At 73.4% G+C, this 19,682-nt stretch carries 15 protein-coding genes and 2 pseudogenes; 8 read left to right on the top strand and 9 right to left on the bottom strand.

All coding sequences use genetic code 11. The features are described from left to right. Positions 1-199 precede the first annotated feature (199 nt). Complete coding sequence (locus tag GKQ77_RS33165; protein ID WP_258020740.1) at positions 200-1,030, top strand: alpha/beta fold hydrolase; 831 nt, start codon at positions 200-202, stop codon at positions 1,028-1,030. A gap of 477 nt (positions 1,031-1,507) precedes the next feature. Here GKQ77_RS33165 and GKQ77_RS34215 read toward each other — a convergent pair. After that, positions 1,508-1,915, bottom strand: a pseudogene (locus GKQ77_RS34215) (EamA family transporter); the annotation flags it as partial. A 147-nt stretch (positions 1,916-2,062) separates the two neighbouring features. Here GKQ77_RS34215 and pdxR point away from each other — a divergent pair. After that, the gene (pdxR, locus tag GKQ77_RS02635; protein WP_219686960.1) at positions 2,063-3,529 is read left to right on the top strand and encodes a MocR-like pyridoxine biosynthesis transcription factor PdxR; all 1,467 of its coding nucleotides are present in this window, start codon (positions 2,063-2,065) and stop codon (positions 3,527-3,529) included. Here pdxR and GKQ77_RS02630 read toward each other — a convergent pair. Next, positions 3,487-3,897: a VOC family protein gene (locus GKQ77_RS02630; protein ID WP_219686938.1), complete on the bottom strand. Its 411-nt coding sequence runs from the start codon at positions 3,895-3,897 to the stop codon at positions 3,487-3,489. The two genes, pdxR and GKQ77_RS02630, sit on opposite strands and share 43 nt — an antisense overlap. A gap of 277 nt (positions 3,898-4,174) precedes the next feature. Here GKQ77_RS02630 and GKQ77_RS02625 point away from each other — a divergent pair, with 277 nt between their 5' ends. Together GKQ77_RS02625 and GKQ77_RS02620 are read left to right on the top strand one after the other, a co-directional pair. Next, a complete protein-coding gene (locus tag GKQ77_RS02625) occupies positions 4,175-5,755 on the top strand; it encodes an alkaline phosphatase D family protein (RefSeq protein WP_219686937.1) in 1,581 nt (526 codons plus the stop codon). A gap of 151 nt (positions 5,756-5,906) precedes the next feature. After that, positions 5,907-7,349, top strand: a pseudogene (locus GKQ77_RS02620) (GNAT family N-acetyltransferase); the annotation flags it as partial. Here GKQ77_RS02620 and GKQ77_RS33160 read toward each other — a convergent pair. Beyond that, the gene (locus GKQ77_RS33160) at positions 7,339-8,673 is read right to left on the bottom strand and encodes a trans-sulfuration enzyme family protein (RefSeq protein ID WP_258020743.1); all 1,335 of its coding nucleotides are present in this window, start codon (positions 8,671-8,673) and stop codon (positions 7,339-7,341) included. The pseudogene GKQ77_RS02620 and the gene GKQ77_RS33160 overlap by 11 nt on opposite strands. Before the next feature lie 84 nt (positions 8,674-8,757). Between GKQ77_RS33160 and GKQ77_RS02615 the strand changes: the two genes are divergently transcribed. Then, positions 8,758-9,273, top strand: coding sequence for an Lrp/AsnC family transcriptional regulator (locus GKQ77_RS02615; protein WP_219686935.1), 516 nt, complete (start codon positions 8,758-8,760; stop codon positions 9,271-9,273). A 32-nt stretch (positions 9,274-9,305) separates the two neighbouring features. Continuing rightward, positions 9,306-11,021 carry a DUF885 domain-containing protein gene (locus GKQ77_RS02610; RefSeq protein ID WP_258020739.1) on the top strand — a complete coding sequence of 572 codons (1,716 nt, stop codon included), beginning with the start codon at positions 9,306-9,308 and terminating at the stop codon, positions 11,019-11,021. Between the two features lie 50 nt (positions 11,022-11,071). On the opposite strand, the gene GKQ77_RS02605 is transcribed toward GKQ77_RS02610, so the two are convergent. Both GKQ77_RS02605 and GKQ77_RS02600 read right to left on the bottom strand, forming a co-directional pair. Further along, the gene (locus GKQ77_RS02605) at positions 11,072-11,917 is read right to left on the bottom strand and encodes an SDR family oxidoreductase (protein ID WP_219686934.1); all 846 of its coding nucleotides are present in this window, start codon (positions 11,915-11,917) and stop codon (positions 11,072-11,074) included. 152 nt (positions 11,918-12,069) lie between these two features. Then, on the bottom strand, positions 12,070-12,597 hold the full coding sequence (locus GKQ77_RS02600; RefSeq protein WP_219686933.1) for a rhodanese-like domain-containing protein: 528 nt from the start codon (positions 12,595-12,597) through the stop codon (positions 12,070-12,072). 94 nt (positions 12,598-12,691) lie between these two features. Between GKQ77_RS02600 and GKQ77_RS02595 the strand changes: the two genes are divergently transcribed. Then, a complete protein-coding gene (locus tag GKQ77_RS02595) occupies positions 12,692-13,138 on the top strand; it encodes an Lrp/AsnC family transcriptional regulator (RefSeq protein ID WP_125510884.1) in 447 nt (148 codons plus the stop codon). 33 nt (positions 13,139-13,171) lie between these two features. Here the strand turns inward: GKQ77_RS02595 and GKQ77_RS02590 are convergent, their stop codons facing one another. The 4 genes from GKQ77_RS02590 to GKQ77_RS02575 form a co-directional block, all read right to left on the bottom strand. Next, complete coding sequence (locus GKQ77_RS02590) at positions 13,172-13,717, bottom strand: hypothetical protein (RefSeq protein WP_219686932.1); 546 nt, start codon at positions 13,715-13,717, stop codon at positions 13,172-13,174. A 147-nt stretch (positions 13,718-13,864) separates the two neighbouring features. Further along, on the bottom strand, positions 13,865-16,915 hold the full coding sequence (locus GKQ77_RS02585) for an AAA family ATPase (protein WP_219686931.1): 3,051 nt from the start codon (positions 16,913-16,915) through the stop codon (positions 13,865-13,867). Continuing rightward, positions 16,912-18,075, bottom strand: coding sequence for an exonuclease SbcCD subunit D (locus tag GKQ77_RS02580; RefSeq protein ID WP_219686930.1), 1,164 nt, complete (start codon positions 18,073-18,075; stop codon positions 16,912-16,914). The genes GKQ77_RS02585 and GKQ77_RS02580 overlap by 4 nt, the downstream gene beginning before the upstream one ends. Before the next feature lie 95 nt (positions 18,076-18,170). Continuing rightward, on the bottom strand, positions 18,171-18,797 hold the full coding sequence (locus tag GKQ77_RS02575) for a YigZ family protein (RefSeq protein WP_219686929.1): 627 nt from the start codon (positions 18,795-18,797) through the stop codon (positions 18,171-18,173). A gap of 160 nt (positions 18,798-18,957) precedes the next feature. Between GKQ77_RS02575 and GKQ77_RS02570 the strand changes: the two genes are divergently transcribed. Then, positions 18,958-19,647 carry a 4'-phosphopantetheinyl transferase family protein gene (locus GKQ77_RS02570; protein WP_219686928.1) on the top strand — a complete coding sequence of 230 codons (690 nt, stop codon included), beginning with the start codon at positions 18,958-18,960 and terminating at the stop codon, positions 19,645-19,647. Positions 19,648-19,682 lie beyond the last annotated feature (35 nt).

The raw sequence follows: 19,682 nt of genomic DNA, 5'->3' as shown, positions 1-19,682 counted from the left end.
CCTCCATCCCAGCTCACGGGGCATCCGCTGTCCAGAAGGAAACAGTGCGGCGCTCGGCACACCGGGCGCCTCCGGCCGGGCCCCGGCAAGTACGGGCGGCCTGCCTCTTGAAGTGGGGCCTACCGAGCGGTAATTGTTGCTGACAAGGTGTCTAACGTATCTGAGGATCCGTCGTCCGACGGCGGGGACAGGAGCAGTCATGCCCGCAGAGGTGTCCTTCGGCGTCGAGTCGCCCAGCGGACCGCGCACCGTGCGCATCGCCTACGAACGTCTGGGCGCGGGCGAGCCGTTGCTCCTGCTGCACGGCATCGGCCACCACCGGCAGGCGTGGGGCCCCGTCCTTGAGATCCTGGCCGCCGAGCACGACGTGATCGCGGTGGACCTGCCGGGCTTCGGCGAGTCGCCCGCACTGCCGGACGGTCTCGCGTACGGCCTGCCGACCTTCGTCCCGGTGCTCGCCGCGATATGTGACGCCCTGGAGATCGAGCGCCCGCACGTGGCGGGCAACTCCCTGGGCGGGCTCCTCGCCCTTGAGCTGGGCCGTGAGAAGCTCGTGCGCTCCGTCACCGCGCTCTCGCCCGCCGGGTTCTGGACGGCCGCCGAGCGCAGGTACGCGTTCGGCACGCTGCTCGCGATGCGCCGGGGGGCGCGCCTGCTGCCGCCGCCGGTGATCGAGCGGCTGTCCGCGAGCGCGGCCGGGCGCACGGCACTCACCAGCACCATCTACGCCCGCCCGTGGCGCCGTTCACCGGAGGCGGTCGTCGCCGAGACGCTCGCGCTGCGCCATGCCACGGGCTTCGGCGCGACCCTGACGGCCGGGCGCGACGTCCTGTTCCGCGACGATGTGCCGGATCTGCCGGTCACCGTCGCCTGGGGCACCCAGGACCGGATTCTCCTGCGCCGCCAGGGGATACGGGCCAAGCAGACCATCCCCGGCGCGCGGCTCGTGCGCCTCCCCGGCTGCGGCCACGTCCCGATGAACGACGACCCGGCCCTGGTCGCCCGCGTCATCCTCGACACCTGCCGCTGACGGGCGGCGGCGCAGCACCCCGGAGCCCACGGCCACCCCGGCACCGACGAGGGCGCTGCCGATGGCCTGGGCGGCGCCGTACGTGCCCGTGCCGACCAGGGGCGCGGTGCCCGCGGCGGCGACCGGGATGAGGCCCGAGAAGAGCGTGGCGCGCTCGGCACCGATGTACTGGAGCCCCGTATACCAGAGCACGAACCCGACGACGGTGACGATCACCGCCTGCCACAACAGGGCGGCGCCTTCGGTGAGGTCGGGCACCCGCACGAACTCGCTCCCGTCGACGACGGCCCCGACGCCACCGAGGACGGCCGACTCCGCCGCGGCGAGCGCGCACACGGTCGCCGCGAGCAGCCTGGGTCCGAGCGGGCGCACCACGGGAACCGCGAGCACCGCGAAGCCGACCTCCCCGGCGAGCGCGCCCACGGAGAAGAGGAGCCCGAGACCGTCGGTGCGCCCCCACCCCTGGACGACGAAGGCGCCCGCGGCGACGAACAGCGCCCCCTGGATGACGGTGCGTTGAGGAGTACGGCGTTCGAGGAGCGGCACAAGGAGGGCGACGACAACCGGGGCGCATCCTACGAAGACACCCGGTACGGCAGGTTCCGCCGAGCGTTCCGCGGCCAGGATGGCCATGTTGAATCCGACCATTCCGACGGCGGCCAGGAGCGCGAGGCGCAGCCAATGGAGCCGTGACAGACGCCGGAGCGCGGCGGTTCCGCCCCTTCCCAGCCAGGGGAGAAGGAGCAGGCAGGCCAGGCCGTAGCGGATGAACTGGCCACCGGTGTACGGATAGTCGCCCAGCAGACTGTTGGCGGTGAAGGAGCCGCCGACGAGGAGGCAGGCGAAGGCGGCGAGCAGCGCCCCGCGTGAGGAGTTCGCGTTCATGCCCCGACGCTAGGAAGCGGGGCGGTCCGCATTAAGGTCCACTTTCGTGGCTGGTTCGGGGACCACTTCCGGTCCGGGAACGCTTCCTGTCCGGGAACACTTCCTGTCCGGAACCACTCACGGTCCGGGACCACTTCGAAGAGGTGCATCGCTCTGACGTCACAAGGCCTGCAGGCGACCGCCGCCTGGGAACTCCTGCTGCCGGCCGCCGCCGCCCCCGCCCGCAGCCGGGGGCGCGGCCTGCGCTCCGCGCTGCGGGAGGCCGTCCGATCGGGCCGGCTCGCAGCCGGCACACGGCTGCCCTCCAGCCGTGCCCTCGCCGCCGACCTCGGTGTCTCGCGCGGCCTTGTCACCGAGGCGTACGAACAGCTGACGGCCGAGGGTTATCTGCGCAGCGACCGGGGCTCGGGGACCTGGGTGGGCGAGGCGGCGCGGGCCGCGGCGCCCCCGGTGCGCGATCGCGCGCCCCGCCCCGGGCACGCGCGCGTGGACTTCCTTCCCGGTCTCCCCGACCTCTCGCTCTTCCCGCGCGCGGCCTGGGCCGCCGCCCACCGCCAGGTCCTCGCCGAGCTGCCGCACCACACGCTGGGCTACCCCGACCCGCGCGGGCTGCCCCACCTGCGTACCGTCCTCGCGGAGCTGCTGGTGCGGCGCCGGGGTGTGGTCGCGGATCCCGAGCGCGTGCTCGTCTGCTCCGGAGTGGCACAGGCGATGACGCTGCTGGCGCTGGCGCTGCGCGCGCGTGGGGCGACGGCGGCCGGCGTCGAGTCCCCCGGCAGCCCCGAGCACGAGACGCTGCTCGCCGCCGCGGGGATCACCCCGGTGGGCATACCGGTGGACGACGAGGGCGTGGTCACGGGGGTGCTGCGGGAACGGGACGTACGCGCGGTCGTCACCACGCCCGCCCACCAGTTCCCCTCGGGGATCGGCTACTCCGCCAGGCGGCGCACCGAACTCCTGGACTGGGCGCGGTCGGTGGACGGCCTCGTCATCGAGGACGACTACGACGGGGACTTCCGTTACGACCGTGCCCCTGTGGGCGCGTTGCAGGGGCTCGACCCCGAACACGTGGCCTACACCGGGTCGGTGAGCAAGTCGCTCGCCCCGGGGCTGCGTCTGGGGTGGCTGCTGGTGCCGGACGGCCTCGCCGAGGAGGTCGTCGAGCACAAGCGCGTGATGGACCTGGGCAATCCGGCCCTTGACCAGGCGCTGCTTGCCCGGTTCGTGGAACGGGGCGACTACGACCGGCAGTTGCGCCGCTGCCAGCGCGCCTACCGGGACCGCAGGGACGCCCTGGTCTCGGCGCTGCGCGCGTGTCTGCCGGGTGTGCGCGTGACCGGGATCGCGGCGGGCCTGCACGTCATCGCCCGGCTGCCCGCCCGCTGGGGGCCGCAGGACGTCTTCCTGGAGCGGGCCGCCGCGGCCGGGGTCGCGCTCCGGCCGCTGAGCGACTACGGGACACCGGCCGGAGCGGGCGTGAGCCTCGTCCTCGGGTACGCCCATCTGACGCCCGCCCGGATCACCGAGGGGGTCCGGCTGCTCGCCGAGGCCGTCCAAGGGGCGCCGGAGGTTCAGGCGTTGGACCACGCGCGCGTGCAGAGCACCAGACGGTAGCCGTCGGGGTCCTCGACCGTGACGCCCCACTCGTTCCAGTAGGGGTTGGGCGACTGGACCCGCTTGCCGCCGTGTTCCTCAAGGCGCGTGACGAGTTCCTCGGGGACCTCGCCGTCCACGTAGACGACGAGCAGGTCCTCCTCGGTGGGGCGCGGCTGGACGGGGGCGGCGGCCTCGTGGACGAGTTCGAGGTGCCAGGAGGCGTCCGGCCACCCCGCCATGAGCAGGTCGTGCTCCCCGGGAGCGTCGCCGCCCTCGGCCCGGTACACCACCTTCAGTCCGAGTCCGTCGATCCAGAAGCGCTCCGCCGCGGCGAGGTCGCGGGAGGGGCGTGCGATACGGATGTGGCTCTGGCCGTTGACAGGCATGGGAGTCCCCCTTCGGTGCGGCGCGCCCGGTTGCGTGCCGTGGCCCGAGCTTAGGCAACCGGTGATCTTGTGACCATCGGTCGTCCGGCCTGGTACGTACGGCCCCGGGGCATCCGTCGGCGGACCTGCGACCTTCGGCGGAGGTCCAGGTGGTCCGCGCGCGCCGGTTCCCCCGCGCAGGCGGGGAGTTGTTCACTTGTGGTTCGCGTGGTCGCTGTGGCGCGTCCCTGGTCAGGCACCCGCACACTGGTCGCACACGTCAACTGGAGGCGCATTCATGTCACCACGTCAGCCGAGCCCCGCCCCCCGCCGCCGCAGCGTGCTGCGCGGATCGCTCGCCCTGCCGGCGGCGCTCGCCGTGCCCGCCGTGGCCGGGGCGGCGCCCTCGTTCGCCCTGTCCGGACGCCCGAAGGCCGGGTGGGGCGTACAGGCGGGGGACGTGAGCGCGCACGCGGGGCTCGTCTGGACGCGGTCCGACCGGCCCGCCCGGATGATCGTGGAGACGTCGGCGACGGAGTCGTTCCGGAATGCGCGGCGTTGGCGCGGGCCGCTGCTCGGCCCCGGCACGGACTTCACGGGGACGACGAGGCTGCGCGGGCTGCCCGCGGGCGAGCAGATCCACTACCGGGTGGTGCTCGCCGACCCCGACGACCCCCGGCGCACCGGCGAGCCGGTCACCGGCACGTTCCGTACGACACCGAAAAGCCGCAAAGAAGGGGTGCGCTTCCTCTGGTCGGGGGATATCGCGGGCCAGGGCTGGGGCATCAACCCGGACCGCGGCGGCTTCCGCGTCTTCGAGGAGATGCGCCGCCGTGACCCCGACTTCTTCCTGTGCAGCGGTGACAACATCTACGCCGACGGGCCGATCCTGCCGAGCGTCACTCTGCCCGACGGCTCGGTGTGGCGGAACATCACGACGGAGGAGAAGTCCAAGGTCGCCGAGTCACTGGCGGAGTTCCGCGGCGCGTTCCGCTACAACCTGCTCGACGAGAACGTACGGCGGTTCAACGCCCAGGTGCCGTCCCTCGTTCAGTGGGACGACCACGAGGTGCGCAACAACTGGTACCCGGGGCAGATCCTGGACGACGCCCGCTACACGGAGAAGAACGTCGACGTGCTCGCGGGGCGCTCCTTGCGGGCGTTCAGCGAGTACTACCCCCTCTCCACGCTGCGGCCGGGCGACGAGGACGGACGGGTCTACCGGGTGCTGCGGCACGGGCCGCTCCTGGACGTGTTCGTCCTGGACATGCGCACGTATCGGAACGCCAACTCCCCGAATAGACAGGCCGAGGACGCCACCGGCATCCTCGGCGCCCGTCAGCTGGCGTGGCTGAAGCGTGAGCTGTCGCGTTCGCGGGCGGTGTGGAAGGTGATCGCCTCGGACATGCCGCTGGGTCTCGTCGTGCCCGACGGCAGGGTGAACTTCGAGGCCGTGGCGCAGGGCGACCCCGGCGCCCCGCTCGGCCGCGAGCTGCAGATCGCCGACCTCCTGCGGCACATCAAGCACCGGAGGATCACCGGCACGCTGTGGCTGACGGCCGACGTGCACTACACCTCGGCGCAGCACTACGACCCCTCGCGGGCGGCGTTCAAGGACTTCGCGCCGTTCTGGGAGTTCGTCTCGGGACCGCTCGCCGCCGGCGGCTTCCCGGCGACGAAGCTCGACGCCACCTTCGGCCCCGAGCAGAAGTTCATCAAGGCCCCGGCCCGCGCGAACACCTCCCCGGCCGAGACCCCGCAGTACTTCGGCGAGGTCGACATCGACGGGGGCAGCGGCGACCTCACCGTGCGGCTGCGGCAGGAGGGCGGCGGCGTCCTGTTCACGCAGGTCCTGCGGCCGGGCCGGGTGGGGCAGTAGCCGGGCAGGGTGGCGACGGAGGCCCAGCCGGGTGGGGCAGGAGCGGGCGCGAAACAGAGCGAATCGGACAGATGGCCTCTTAACCCATCAGTCACAAGGCGTTCGTGATCACGCAACACCGGTCCCGCACAGTGTCCGTATGAGAGCTGAGATGCCTGACGTGACACGGACCAAGCACGGCCGCCCCGTTCACCACTGGCGGCGCGATGTGGTCGAGCTTGCCGCCCTGTTCACCGCCGTCGCGGTGGCGGACGCCGTGGCGAACATGATCGGCCACGGCCCCGACGGGCCCGCCCTGCTCGCGATCTCGGCCGTGGTGCTGCTCGCCACGGCCGGGTTCCACCTCTGGTGGGCACGGCGCCACGGCCATGCCCCGCCGAGCGCGCACGATACCGGCGCCCGGCCGCCCGCCGTCGCGGAGCAGGCCGGGCCCACCGCTTCCCCGTCCGCCGACGAGCACTCCGCCGGCCCGTCCGGGGCGAACTCCGGGGCGACGACCGGAGCGACGACCGGAGCGACGACGCTGTGGCGGATGCGTACGACCGTACGAGACGAGCCGGGTTCGCTGGCCGCGCTGTGCGTGGCCCTCGCCGACCAGCGGGTCGACATCCTGAGCCTCCAGGCGCATCCGCTCGCCGAGGGCACGGTCGACGAGTTCCTGCTGCGCACCCCCGAAGCGCTGTCCGCCGCCGAGATCACCCGGTCGGTCTCCCGGGCGGGCGGCACCGGAACGTGGATCGAACGCGCCGACGCCCACGACCTGGTGGACGCCCCCACCCGCATCCTGGGCCTCGCCACCCGCACCGCCCTCGACGCGGCCGAGCTGCCGCTCGCGCTGCGCCAGCTGCTCGGCCGCTGCACCATCCGGTCGCTGCCCGCCGGGGCGCGGGCGGTGGGGCGCCCGGACGAGGCGGCGCCCGGTCGGACCGTCCCGGTCGACGGCGTACTCGAAGGAACCGTGCTGCACCTCAAGGGCCCCGAGGGCGAGGTGATCAGCGTGGAGCGGCCGTACCTGCCGTTCACGCCCACGGAGTTCGCCCGCGCGCGTGCGCTGGTGGAACTCGACACCCGGCTCGGCCCGCGCGTCCCGCGCAGCCAGGACGTACTGACGCTGCCGGAGGGCAACTCCATCACCCTGCGCCGGGCCGACACCTCCGACGTCGAGGCCGCCAAGGCCATGCACGACCGCTGCTCGCGGCGCACACTCGACATGCGCTACCACGGCCCGGTGCGGGACGCCGACCGTTACCTCAACCACCTGCTCAGCCCGCGGTTCGGCCGCACCCTCGCGGTGCGGACCGCCTCCGGCCGGATCGTCGGCATCGGCCATCTGCTCTGGGACGGCGACGAGACCGAGATCGCGCTGCTCGTCGAGGACGCCTGGCAGCGGCGCGGCATCGGCGGCCAACTGCTCGGCCGGCTCGTGGCGATGGCGGTCGAGGCGGGCTGCGGGAGCGTGTACGCGGTGACGCAGGCTTCCAACACGGGCATGGTCGCCGCGATGCGTGGGCTCGGTCTGCCGCTGGACTACCAGATCGAGGAGGGCACGCTGGTGATCACGGCCCGCCTCGACGCGGCGGCCGTCAGTTCGCCATCGCCGTATGACCGTGAGCGGGACGACCGTGGGCGGGACGACCAGGTTCGCCCTGGGCAGGACGGCCGTAGGCAGGACGGTCGTACGCAGGAAGGCCGTGAGCCGGCCGACCGTGCGGAGCGGCATCAGCGGGCGGCCCGCTGACCGGGCCGAGCGCGCGGTCCAGGTCGCGCCACAGGTCCTCCACGTCCTCCAAGCCGCACGACATGCGCAGCAGCCGGTCGCTCACTCCGGAGGAGTGCCGGTCCGCCGCGTCCACCACGCGGTGACTGATGGACGCCGGGTGCTGGATGAGCGAGTCGACGCTGCCGAGGCTGACCGCCGGGGTGATCAGCCGCACCCCGGCGATCACCTCGTGCGGGTCGCCGAGCACCTCGAAGGCGACCATGGCGCCGCCGATCCGCGGGTAGTGGACGCGGGTCACGCGCGGGTCGTCGGCGAGGCGCCGCGCCAGCTCCGCCGCGTTCACCGACGCCGCCCGCACCCGGACGGGCAGCGTGGCGAGGCCGCGCAGCAGCAGATACCCGGCGAGCGGATGCAGCACCCCGCCGGTGGCGAACCGCACCTGCCGCAGCTGCCTCGCGAACTCCTCGTCGCACGCGACCACTCCCCCGAGCACGTCGCCGTGACCGCCCAGGTACTTCGTGGCGCTGTGCAGCACCAGGCGTGCCCCGCTCGCCGCGGGCCGCTGGAGTACGGGCGTCGCGAAGGTGTTGTCGGCGAGCAGCGGCACCTCGCCGCAGGAGTGGGCCACGGCGGCCAGGTCGAGTTCGGCGAGGGTGGGGTTGGCCGGTGACTCGACCATCACCAGACCGGTGTCGGGGCGGATGGCGTCCGCGATACCGGCCGGGTACGTCCACGTCACCTCGGTGCCGAGCAGGCCCGCGTTGAGCAGGTGGTCGCTGCAGCCGTACAGCGGGCGCACGGCCACGACATGGCGCAGGCCCGCTGCGCCACGTACGAGAAGCACCGCGGTCAGGGCCGCCATGCCGCTCGCGAACGCGACCGCGCTCTCGGTGCCTTCGAGGCGGGCGAGGGCGGTCTCGAAGCGGGCGACGGTGGGGTTGCCGAGCCTGGCGTAGACGGGCGGTCCGTCGTCGAGGGTCCCGTCGGCGGCGAAGGCGTCGATGCGGGCGGCCTCGGCGCGGCTGTCGTGGGAGGGGTACGTCGTGGAGAGGTCGATCGGCGGGGCGTGCAGGCCGAGACCGGCCAGATCGTCCCGGCCGGCGTGCACGGCCTCGGTGGCCAGGGCGCGCGGCACGGTGACCGCGTACGCCCCTGTCTCATCCGCCCCTCGTGCTCCGTCGGGCGGCACCTCGTGCATGGCTGTGTCCGTGTTCGCGTCCATGCCCCACAGGCTGAACATCGGCCGGGGTACGAGCGCCGAATGCCGTGTTACGTTCGCCCAATGACCGACTCAGTCGCACTGGACCCGGTGGACCTGCACATTCTGCGCCTGCTGCAGAACGACGCCCGGACCACCTATCGCGACCTCGCGGCGCAGGTCGGCGTCGCTCCCTCCACCTGCCTTGACCGGGTGACGCGGCTGCGGCGCTCGGGGGTGATTCTCGGACACCAGCTGCGGCTCGACCCGGCGAAGCTCGGGCGCGGCCTTGAGGCCCTGCTCTCGGTACAGGTACGGCCGCACCGCCGGGATCTAGTGGGGCCGTTCGTGGAGCGGATCCGGGCGCTGCCCGCGTCCTTGTCCCTGTTCCATCTCACGGGCCCCGACGACTTCCTGGTGCATGTGGCGGTGGCCGGTCCCGCGGATCTGCAGCGGCTCGTCCTCGACGAGTTCACGGCCCGGCGCGAAGTGGCGCGCGTGGAGACGAGGTTGATCTTCCAGCAGTGGGAGTGCGGTCCGCTGCTGCCGCCCGAGGCCGGCGCCGACGGGGCACGCGAAACCGCCGCCGATTCCTGGTGACGCGCGCCCTCTCCACGTACGAGGATGTCCGCATGTCAGCCACGATGAACCCGCATCCGAACACCGGACCCCTGCCCCGCGAGGTCGCCGACACCTACGTCGACGAACTCATCGCCCTCGACCCCGTCATCGGCACCTATCTCGGGGTGAAGGAGAGCCACGGCAAGCTCCCCGACACCTCACCCGCGGGCCAGGACGCCCTGGCCCGGCTGGCGCGGACGACCCTGGTCCGGCTCGACGAGGCGGAGGCCCGGCCGGGCGCCGACAGGGAGATCGAGCGCCGCTGCGGGCGGCTGCTGCGGGAGCGGCTCACCGCCGAACTCGCCGTGCACGACACGGGGGAGAAGCTGCGCTGGGTCGGCAATCTGCACACGGTCCCGCACGAGGTGCGCGAGATCTTCACCGTGACGCCGACGGAGACCGAGGAGGACTGGGCGGCGATCACCGAACGGCTGCGGGCCGTGCCGACCGCGTTCGAGGGCTACCGCGCCTCCCTCGAACTGGGTCTCGAACGCAAGCTGTTCGCGGCGCCGCGCCCCACCGCCACGTTCATCGGACAGCTCACCGAGTGGGCGGGCGAGGAGCCCGGCGCGGGCGGCCGCGGCTGGTTCGAGGAGTTCGCCGCCGCTGGCCCGGACGCGCTCCGCGCCGACCTGGACGCCGCGGCGCGCGCGGCCACCGCCTCCGTCGTGGCGCTGCGGGACTGGATGCGGGACGTGTACGCGCCCGCGATCGAGGGCTCCCCCGACACCGTGGGCCGGGAGCGCTACGCCCTGCTGTCCCGTTACTTCAACGGCACCGACCTGGATCTCGACGAGGCGTACGCGTACGGCTGGTCGGAGTTCCACCGGCTGCTCGCGGAGATGCGGGCCGAGGCGGAGAAGATCCTGCCCGGGGCGGCCACGCCGTGGGTGGCGCTCGCCCACCTCGACGAGCACGGGACGCACATCGAGGGCGTGGAGGAGGTGCGGGTCTGGCTGCAGGAGCTGATGGACGAGGCGATCGAGGCGCTGGACGGCACCCACTTCGAACTCGCCGAGCGGGTACGGAAGGTGGAGTCGCACATCGCCCCGCCCGGCGGCGCCGCGGCCCCCTACTACACGGGCCCGTCCGAGGACTTCTCCCGCCCCGGCCGCACGTGGCTGCCGACCATGGGTGAGACCCGCTTCCCCGTCTACGACCTGGTCTCCACCTGGTACCACGAGGGCGTGCCCGGCCACCACCTCCAGCTGGCCCAGTGGGCGCACGTCGCGCAGGACCTCTCCCGCTACCAGGCGACCGTCGGCATCGTCAGCGCCAACGCGGAGGGCTGGGCGCTCTACGCGGAGCGGCTCATGGACGAGCTGGGCTTCCTCACGGACGCGGAGCGCAGGCTCGGCTATCTGGACGCCCAGATGATGCGCGCGCTGCGGGTCATCGTCGACATCGGCATGCATCTGGAGCTGGAGATCCCGGCCGACTCGCCCTTCCACCCGGGCGAGCGCTGGACGCCGGACCTGGCGCAGGAGTTCTTCGACGCGCACTGCAGCCGTCCGACGGAGTACGTGGCGAGCGAGCTGACCCGCTACCTCACGATCCCCGGCCAGGCGATCGGCTACAAGCTGGGCGAGCGGGCCTGGCTGCTGGGCCGCGAGAACGCGCGCCGTCGCCACGGGGACGCGTTCGACGCCAAGGCGTGGCACATGGCGGCGCTCTCGCAGGGCTCGCTGGGCCTGGACGACCTGGTGGACGAGTTGTCCAAGCTGTGACGGGAGGGGCGGCGGGGCCGGACGCCTCCGGGTGCCCGCCCCGCCGCTCGTCAGCGGCGGAAGCCGCCCTCGGAGTCGATGACCTGGCCGGTGATCCAGGCCGCCTCGTCGGTGGCGAGCCAGGCGATGAGCCGGGCCGGGTCGTCGGGCATCCCCCAGCGGCCCGCCGGGAACCGGGCCTCGACTCGCGCGTATGCCTCGCCGGTGAGGTAATCCGTGTCCACGGGGCCCGGGTTGACGCAGTTCACGGTGGTGGCGAGGTCGGCGAGGCCGGTCGCGAGCGAGCGGGTCACCGAGGCGAGCGCGCCCTTCTGGAGGCCGTACGCGATCTCCTCCGGCATGCCGCCCGCGATGTCCTGCCCCGAGGTCATCATCACGACGCGCCCGCCGGGAGCCCGGGGCGCCGTCCGGGCGCGCAGCCGTGCGTACGCCTGGACGAGGAGGATCACGGAGCGGGTGTCGACCGCCCAGTGCGCGTCGAGCATGGCCGCGTCCACGGCGTCGAGAGGACCGTCGCTGCCGCTCAGCGCGTGGTTGGCGACGAGGATGTCGATCCGTCCGCCGAGCGCGTCGGCCGCCGCGCCGATCAGTTCGGCCGGAGCGGAGGGTTCCGAAAGATCACCGGGTCCCGCGCAGACCGTCGCGTCCGGGTCGCCGAGCGCCTGGCGCACTCCTTCGACGACGTCCTCCGGCCGGTCGGCGCCCCAGGGCATGGCGGCGTCGTGGGGGACGTGGTGGTGCAGATACACGCCGGCTCCCTGGGCGGCCAGCCGGCGCGCCACCGCGTACCCGATGCCGCCGCGCCGACTGGCGCCGGTGACGAGAGCGGTACGGCCGCGCAACGGAAGCGGGTCGCGGCGGAGTTCGGCGGGCGAGGGGGAAGGCAGGTGCGGCATGGCAGTTCATGATGGGCGCTGGGGCCGTGACGCGCACGGGGTTTTCGCGGAGCGGGGCTCACCAGGGCGCCCGTGCCCTGTGGAGCAGGCCGCTCACCAGGGCGCCCGTGCCTGCGAAACAGGCCGCTCACCAAGGCGCCCGCGCCCCGGCCTCAGCAGCCGCAGTCGTCCGCGTCGACGGGAGCCGTGAGCGCGTCCGGGGCGCGCTGCTCCTTGCCCTCCCAGGTCTCGAACGCGAAGCCCTCCCGCGCCCAGTACTCGAAGCCGCCCAGCATCTCCTTGACCTGGAAGCCCAGCCGGGCGAGGGCGAGGGCCGCACGGGTCGCGCCGTTGCAGCCGGGGCCCCAGCAGTACGTCACCACCGGCACCGACTTGTCGAGCAGTGCCTCGGCCTGCTCCGGGATGAGCGCGGCGGGCAGGTGGATCGCGCCCGGAATGTGCCCTTGGTCCCAGGACGCGGTGGAGCGGGTGTCGATCACGACGAAGCCGGGGTCGCCGTCGGCGGCCAGCGCGGACGCCACGTCCGAGACGTCGGCGTGGAAGGCGAGGCTCGCACCGAAGTACGCGGCGGCCGCGGCCGGGGAGGCCGACGGGATGCGCAGAACCGAATTCACGGCGTTGGCGACCGAGGCGGAGGCGACGGGGGAAGCGGCGCTGAGCTGCACGTTCGTGTTGTTCATGGCAGAAAATCTACGGCTGCGGGCGGCAGGTCTGAAGCGACGATCCCCGGCATCCCTCTTGATCAGCCGAGGATTTCCCTGTTACCTCTCGGGGATGACCGGTTATTCCACGGACGCCACCGACTGGCGCATCCTCGACGTCCTCCAGCGTGAGGGCCGCGCCAGCTACGCCGAATTGGCGCGCGCCGTCTCGATGTCCGCGAGCGCCGTCACCGAGCGCGTGCGGCGCCTGGAGGAGGCGGGCGTCATCCAGGGCTACGCGGCCGTGGTCGACCCGGAGCGGCTGGGCCTGCCCATTCTCGCGTTCGTACGGCTGCGCTATCCGACCGGCAACTACAAGCCGTTCCACGACCTGGTGGAGGCGACGCCGGAGATCCTCGAGGCGCATCACGTCACGGGCGACGACTGTTTCGTCATCAAGGTCGCCGCGCGGTCGATGAACCACCTCGAGGAGGTCTCCGGCCGGATCGGCGCGCTGGGGTCGGTGACGACAAGCGTCGTCTACTCCTCGCCCTTGCCGAGGCGCCCACTGGGGCGCTGAGGGCGCCTGCCGTCACCGAGGGCCGGCGTCAGGTCAGCGCAGGCCGTACTGCGCGCGGCTGATCACCTTGTTGTTGGTGAAGGTGAACGAGGCGCTGCCGTAGGTGCTGGACTGCTCGCACGTGTAGCTGGCGGACTTCGCACCGGTGGCCTCGGCGTCGGCGACGCGCACACACACGCCCTTGCCCGCGATGTCGTGCATCTGGGCGATGGTCTTGCCCTTGGTTATCTTCTTGTACTTCGCCTTCGTCATCTTGCCGTTGGACTTCTTGCCGTCGAGGCCGCCCTGCGACTTCATGCCGAGCTTGCCGTTGCCGAAGGAGAACATCGCGGAGCTGTACTGCTTGTTGCCCTTGCACTCGTAGACCTTGCTCGAGTAGCCCGAGCCGCCGCTGCTCGACGTCAGCTTGCAGGCGCCGCGGCCGGCGACGGAGTGCATCTTGGAGATGCTCGCACCGAGCTTGACCTTGTCGTACTCGGCGCGCGTGATGGTCGACGAGGCCGCCTGCGCGGTGGGGGCCAGGGTGGCGGTGAGGGCGGCGGCGAGCAGACCGGAGACGGCCAGCGTCTTGCGCGACATACGTGTTCCTGTTCTAGCGGGGGTGACATACCCGTGGCAGACATGACGGGGGCCGACGCCCCCAAATGATCATGACTCCCGAAATGGCCCCTTGGTTGTGCCCCCGGACCGAAAGGGTTCGGAATGTCCCGCCGCGAAGACCGCGCTTCACGCCGCGCCCCGCTGGCGCACGACCGAACCGGCGCGCCCCTTCACCACCTCCAGCTGCGCGTGCACCCGTCGGCGCAGGTCGGCGACGTGGCTGACGATGCCGACGCTGCGGTCCCGCTCGCGCAGGGAGTCCAGGACGTCCAGGACCTCGTCCAGGGTCTGGTCGTCGAGGGAGCCGAACCCCTCGTCGATGAAGAGCGTGTCGAGCCGTACGCCGCCCGCCTCGTCCGTGACCACGTCCGCGAGGCCGAGCGCCAGGGCGAGCGAGGCGAAGAACGTCTCGCCGCCCGAGAGGGTCGCCGTGTCCCGCTCGCGGCCGGTCCACGCGTCGACCACATGCAGACCGAGCCCCGAACGGCCGCGTCCCATACGGTCGTCGGAGTGCACGAGGGTGTAGCGCCCGGACGACATCCGCCGCAGCCGGACGGTCGCGGCGGCGGCCACCTGTTCGAGGCGGGCGGCCAGTACGTACGACTCCAGGCGCATTCTGCGTTCGTTGTCGGCCGAGGTGCCCGCGGCGAGGCCCGCCATCCGCGCCACCCGGTCGTGGGCGGCGCGCAGCGGCGCGAGTCCGCGCGTGGCGGCGGCGGTGCGGGCGGAGAGCCTGTCGAGTTCGGCGCAGCGCCGGGCCGCGGCGTCGCGCGCGGACGCGGCGGCCCGAAGGCGGTGCCCGGCCGCCTCGGCCTCCTCCCGCGCGGCGGGCAGGTCGGCGGGCGGCTGCCGCGCGGCGGCGGCCGTGTCCGGTTCGGCGAGGACGGAGCGGACGGCGGCCTCCTCGTTCCGCCAGGCGTCGATGCGGTGCTGGAGTTCGCGGTGGCGGGCGTCGTCGAGGAGGGCGTCGGCCGCGGCGGCCGGCGTGTCGAATCCGGCGCGGAAGGCCGCGTCGGCGAGGCGCGCGTCCGCCGTCTTGAGGCGCTCGGCCGTCTCGTCGGCGAGGCGCACGGCGTCCGCGGCCTCGGTGAGCAGGGCGGCCTGCCGCTCCAGCTGGGCGGCGCGGGCCGCGACGCTGCCGGTGGTACCGCGCGCGTGGGTCAACTCCTCTTCCAGGGAGTGCTGTTCGCGGTCGAGGGCTTCGCGCAGGGTGGCCCGCGACGCGGCGCGGCGGGCGGCCTCCTGCTGGCCGGTGACTCTGCGGTCGTACTCGCGCTCGGCCCGCGCCAGCGCCTCGCGCGCGGCGTGCAGCCCCGAGGCGCGGTCGCGCGCTTCGGTGTGGGCGCGCCGCAGCTCCTCGACGGCGGCGGCGAGTTCATCGACGGTCGGCTCGGTCTCCCCGGGCGCGGACTCGTCCGCCCCCGCTTCGCCGCCCCGCGCCGCCGCTGTCGCCGCCGCCAGCGAGGCCTGTACGTCGCTCAGTTCGCGCTCGGCGCCGGTGCGGGACTCCAGGGCGGCCCGGTGGGCGGCGAGCGCTTCCTCCTCGGCGCCTCGGTCCACGTGTCCGGCGCTCTTGCGGGTGGGGGCGGGGTGTTCCGTCGCCCCGCACACCGCGCACGGTTCGCCGTCGGTCAGGTGCGCGGCGAGTTCGGCGGCGATGCCGGTGAGGCGCTGCTCTTTTAGGGCGAGCCAGTGTTCGTGCGTGCCGGTGGCGTGTTCGCGGGCTGCGAGGGCACGGCCTTGTGCCGCCGCCGCGTCCTGGGCGAGGCGGTCGCGGCGGCGGGCCGCGTCCAGCCGGGTCCTCGCCGGTTCGAGGCGCCCCGCGAGCCGCTCGGCATGGGTGGCGGCTTCCTGGGCGGATTCGACGCGCTCCTGGAGGGCGGCCCGGGTGGCCTCCCAGCCCTCGAGCCAGCCCGCCGCATCGTGCGCCACCTCGTCGTCGGCGCGCTCCTGGCGGTCCAGGGCCGCGCGCTCGGCGGCGATGTCGGCGAGCCGCCGCTCGGCACGCCGGGCGGACCCAAGCCCGCCCAGCTCCTCGGCGGCCTTGCGCGCGGCGGCGGCGAGGCCGGACGCCCCGGCGGCCTCGAAGGTGTCGGGGAGGCGGCCACGCGCGCGTGACTCCTCCTGCGCGGCCCGGCGGTGCTCCGCCTCCGCGGTGTCGCGCAGTCCGAGCGCGGGGGCGACCGTCTCGGCCTTGCGCGCCCGCTCCAGGCGCTGCTCGCACTCTTGTCGCTCGGCCTCGCGCGCGTGCAGCCGTGCGGCGCGCTCCTGCGCCTCGGCGAACCGGCCCTGGAGCCGGTCCAGTTCGCGTACGTCACCGAGCCGGCGCTCCGCGGCGGCCTGCGCGGATTCGGCGGCGGTGAGCGCGCACTCCGCGATGGTGAGGCGCTCTCGGGCAGCCGTGCGGGCGACGGCGGCCCAGGCGAGGACTTCGGTGGCGAGGCCCGGGTCGCCGGGGGCGAGGTCGGGCAGGGGCAGCTCGGCCTCCTGGCCGTCGTCCGCCGCGGCCTGCTGCATGCGGTGCGCGTCGGCGAGGAGCGCCGCGTCGCCGTCCTTGACCTCGGCCTCGGTGGTGCGCCGCTGCTCGGCGAGCCGCTGCTCGACCGCGGCGAACCTGCGGGTGTCGAAGAGCCGTCCGAGCAGCTTGCCGCGCGCCTCCGCGTCCGCGCGCAGGAAGCGCGCGAAGTCGCCTTGCGGCAACAGGACGACCTGGCAGAACTGCTCCTTGCTCATGCCGAGCAGCTGGGCGATCTCCTCGCCGATCTCCTGGTGGGACCGGCTCAGGTCCTTCCAGCCACCCTCCGGAGTGCTCTCGCGGAGCCAGCTCTGTGCCTTCTCGGTGGTCGTGCCCGTGCCCCGCTTCTTGGGGCGTGCCCATGGTGGCTGGCGTGTGATCTCCAGACGGCGCCCGGCGACGGTGAGTTCGAGGCACACCTCCGTGCGTGTGCCCTGCTGCGCGTGGTCGCTGCGCAGCGTCATGCCCTGCCCGCTGCCCTGGCGGGCGCCCGGCACCGATCCGTACAGGGCGTAGCAGACGGCGTCGAGGACGGAGGTCTTGCCCGCGCCGGTCGGGCCGTGCAGCAGGAAGAGCCCGGCTGCGGAGAGCTCGTCGAAGTCGATGTCCTGGGTGGTGCCGAAGGGCCCGAAGGCGGTGACGCGGAGCCGGTGGAGCCTCATCGGGCGACCTCGCGCAGGGTGTCGTCGGCGCGGACCGCGTCGAAGGCGGACCGCAGCACGGCCCGCTCGTGCCCGTCGGGGCCCGCCCCGCGCACATGGGTCACGAAGTCCTCCGCGATCTGCTCGTCGCTGCGGCCCTGGAGACGCTGGGCGTACGAGACGTCCGGGTCGTCCGGGGCCCGGTCCGGGTCGAAGACGAGGCTGAGGGTGTGCGGGAAGCGCGCGCAGAGGCGGGCCATGGGGTCGTCGGGGCGCACCGCGTCGGTGAGGGTGGCCTCGACCCAGGCCTCCTCGTGGCGTGTGAGGCCGGGGTCGTCGAGGAGTTCGTCGAGGGTGCCGCGGATACGGGCGAGCGCGCGCGGCACCGGGCAGTCGACGCGCTCGGCCTCGATCTGCCCCTCGGGGCCGAGGTCGACGAGCCACATGCTCTTGCGGTGGTCGGCTTCGGAGAAGGAGTACGGCAGCGGGGAGCCGGAGTAGCGCACGCGCGTGCCGAGCGTCTGGCTGCCGTGCAGATGACCGAGCGCCGCGTAGTCGACGCCTTCGAAGACCCCGGCGGGCACCGCGGCGACCCCGCCGACCGTGATGTCCCGCTCGCTGTCACTGATCTGTCCGCCACTGACGAACGCGTGGGCGAGGACGACGGAGCGGGTGCCCCGAGCGCGGGTGGCGAGGTCGGCCCGCACCCGGTCCATGGCGGCCCCGATGACCGCCTCGTGGCCCGCCTTGGTCACGCCGAACTCGTCCTTGACCAGGGCGGGTTCGAGGTAGGGCAGGCCGTAGAACGCCACGTCGCCGTGGTCGTCGGCGAGGAGCACGGGCTCCGCGCAGGCGGCCGGGTCGGTGCGCAGATGGATGCCCGCGCGGTCGATGAGGCCCGCGCCGACGCCGAGGCGGCGCGCCGAGTCGTGGTTCCCGGAGATCATCACCGTCGGCACGCCGAGGTCGGCGAGCCGGTGCAGCGCGTCGTCGAACAGCTCGACCGCGGCGAGCGGCGGCACCGCCCTGTCGTACACGTCCCCGGCCACCAGGACGGCGTCGACCTCGCGCTCGCGCGCGGTCGTCACCAGGTGACCGATGAACGCGGCCTGGGCGTCCAGCATGTTCACACGGTGGAACGAGCGGCCCAGGTGCCAGTCGGACGTGTGCAGCAGCCTCATGATCCCCGAGACTAACGGGCGGGTCGGACATCACGGGCGGCTACTCCCGCAACCGCCGTCGTCCGGTGCCCCGGCTCCGTGGGGCGCGCCGCGTGTCAGGCGTCCCCGTACGCCTCTCCCCCGAGTGCGAACTCCGCGCTGCCCGCCGTGGCGTCGGCCAGCCAGCCCCGGAAGGCGTCCACGTCGGCGTCCGGGAGACCGATCTCGAGGGTGACCGCGTCGCCGTAACGAACGTCACGCACCTCGCGGCCCGCGGCACGCAGATCGTTCTGGAGCTTGCCCGCGCGCTGGTGGTCGACGGTGACGGTGGCGAGGCGGAAGCGGCGGCGGGTGACGGTGCCGAGGGTGTCGAGCGTCTCGCCGACCGCGCCTCCGTAGGCACGGATCAGGCCTCCGGCGCCGAGCTTGACCCCTCCGTAGTACCGGGTGACGACCGCGGCGACGTACCGCATGTCGCGGCGGAGCAGCATCTGCAGCATGGGGACGCCCGCGGTGCCGCTCGGCTCACCGTCGTCACTGGCCTTCTGGATCGCGGCGTCCGCCCCGATGACGTACGCGAAGCAGTTGTGGCTGGCGGTCGGGTGCTTCTTGCGGACGCGTGCGACGAAGTCCTGGGCCTCTCGCTCGGTGGCAGCGGGTGCCAGGGCGCACAGGAAGCGCGAGCGGTTGATCTCGGTCTCGTGCACGCCCTCGCGGGCCACTGTGCGGTATTCGTCCTGCATCACGCCAGCGTAGGCGCTCCTCAGGAGAGGCCCATGACCGGGAGCACCGTCGAGTGGCGCGGGTCACTGTCCACGCGCGCGTGCCGTGCGCCGGGTACCGTGATCTCTCGTGACGTCACCCTCGATATCCGTGCCCCAAGTCCCGGAAGCCTCGGGCCCCTTGGCATCCCTGCTGGCCGCCGTGCCCGTCACCGTCGTCGAGACCTATGGCGACCCGGCCGACGCCGTGCTCTTCCCCGAGGAGGAGGCGGTCGTGGCGAAGGCGGTGGCCAAGCGGCGCGACGAGTTCACCACCGTGCGGCACTGCGCCCGGGCGGCGCTGCACCTCATCGGCGTGCCGCCCGCCCCGATCCTGCCGGGTCAGCGGGGCGCGCCACGCTGGCCGGACGGCGTCGTCGGCAGCATGACGCACTGCGCCGGGTACCGCGCGGCGGTCGTGGCCCGCGCCGGTGAGGTGACCTCGCTCGGCGTCGACGCGGAGCCGGGCGAGCCGCTGCGCGACCCGGACGTGCTGACCATGATCGCCGACGAGTCGGAGCGCGCGGCCCTCGCCGACCTCGGCGTCCGCCACCCCGGCACACCCTGGGACCGCCTGCTCTTCAGCGCCAAGGAGTCCGTCTACAAGACGTGGTTCCCGCTCACCGGGCGCTGGCTCGGTTTCGAGGACGCGCGGGTGCGGCTCGATCCGGACGGGACGTTCACGGCGCGGCTGCTCGTCGAGGGGCCCGTGGTGGAGGGCGTCGAGCTGAAGGTGTTCTCGGGGCAGTGGATCGTGCGCGACGGGATCGCCGCGACGGCCATCGTCCTGCCGATCACCCCCGCCGATCAGCCCTCTGCTGTCCACGCGTAGAGGGTGGGCTCAGCGCGGGGTGGACGGGTGGGTGG

Origin of the sequence: Streptomyces anatolicus (assembly GCF_019400875.1) — a bacterium.
Lineage (GTDB): Bacteria > Actinomycetota > Actinomycetes > Streptomycetales > Streptomycetaceae > Streptomyces > Streptomyces anatolicus.
This window is presented reverse-complemented; position numbering and strand designations above follow the sequence as displayed.

Coding starts and splice junctions, on each gene's coding strand:
- GKQ77_RS33165 (WP_258020740.1), top strand. CDS start 200: ATGCCCGCAGAGGTGTCCTTCGGCGTCGAGTCGCCCAGCGGACCGCGC.
- GKQ77_RS02630 (WP_219686938.1), bottom strand. CDS start 3,897: ATGCCTGTCAACGGCCAGAGCCACATCCGTATCGCACGCCCCTCCCGC.
- GKQ77_RS02625 (WP_219686937.1), top strand. CDS start 4,175: ATGTCACCACGTCAGCCGAGCCCCGCCCCCCGCCGCCGCAGCGTGCTG.
- GKQ77_RS33160 (WP_258020743.1), bottom strand. CDS start 8,673: ATGCACGAGGTGCCGCCCGACGGAGCACGAGGGGCGGATGAGACAGGG.
- GKQ77_RS02615 (WP_219686935.1), top strand. CDS start 8,758: ATGACCGACTCAGTCGCACTGGACCCGGTGGACCTGCACATTCTGCGC.
- GKQ77_RS02610 (WP_258020739.1), top strand. CDS start 9,306: ATGTCAGCCACGATGAACCCGCATCCGAACACCGGACCCCTGCCCCGC.
- GKQ77_RS02605 (WP_219686934.1), bottom strand. CDS start 11,917: ATGCCGCACCTGCCTTCCCCCTCGCCCGCCGAACTCCGCCGCGACCCG.
- GKQ77_RS02600 (WP_219686933.1), bottom strand. CDS start 12,597: ATGAACAACACGAACGTGCAGCTCAGCGCCGCTTCCCCCGTCGCCTCC.
- GKQ77_RS02595 (WP_125510884.1), top strand. CDS start 12,692: ATGACCGGTTATTCCACGGACGCCACCGACTGGCGCATCCTCGACGTC.
- GKQ77_RS02590 (WP_219686932.1), bottom strand. CDS start 13,717: ATGTCGCGCAAGACGCTGGCCGTCTCCGGTCTGCTCGCCGCCGCCCTC.
- GKQ77_RS02585 (WP_219686931.1), bottom strand. CDS start 16,915: ATGAGGCTCCACCGGCTCCGCGTCACCGCCTTCGGGCCCTTCGGCACC.
- GKQ77_RS02580 (WP_219686930.1), bottom strand. CDS start 18,075: ATGAGGCTGCTGCACACGTCCGACTGGCACCTGGGCCGCTCGTTCCAC.
- GKQ77_RS02575 (WP_219686929.1), bottom strand. CDS start 18,797: ATGCAGGACGAATACCGCACAGTGGCCCGCGAGGGCGTGCACGAGACC.